This window comes from Prevotella sp. OH937_COT-195, from assembly GCF_003932845.1.
Lineage (GTDB): Bacteria > Bacteroidota > Bacteroidia > Bacteroidales > Bacteroidaceae > Prevotella.
This window is the reverse complement of record NZ_RQZH01000207.1, coordinates 1-313: the sequence shown is the minus strand read 5'-3', so window position 1 is coordinate 313 and position 313 is coordinate 1. Positions and strand designations below refer to the sequence as shown.

The following is a 313-nucleotide window of genomic DNA, read 5'->3' as shown; positions in this document are numbered from 1 at the left end:
GATTCAGTCCTAGTGATGATAAAGTAAGTATAGATGGAAATGAAGTAAAAGCAGGACAAGAATTACTTGACAAAGTAACTTACAAAAATACAACAGGAAAAGACCAAAAGGTTGTAATAAAGGACAAGATACCTGAACATACAACTTATGTAGAAGGTTCTGCAGATAATGATGGAGTTTACAAGGATGGAGAAATTACTTGGACTAAAGAAAAAGTAGCAGATGGAGAAACATTTGAAGTTACATTCAAAGTAAAAGTAAATGACAATGTAAACGGCGAAAAGATTTTAAATAAAGCAAATGTAGTTGAAGG

General features: G+C 31.9%; 1 protein-coding gene. It reads left to right on the top strand.

From position 1 onward, the window contains the following. A partial coding sequence (locus EII32_RS11905) for a DUF11 domain-containing protein (RefSeq protein ID WP_148096853.1) occupies positions 1-313 on the top strand: 313 nt, incomplete at both ends.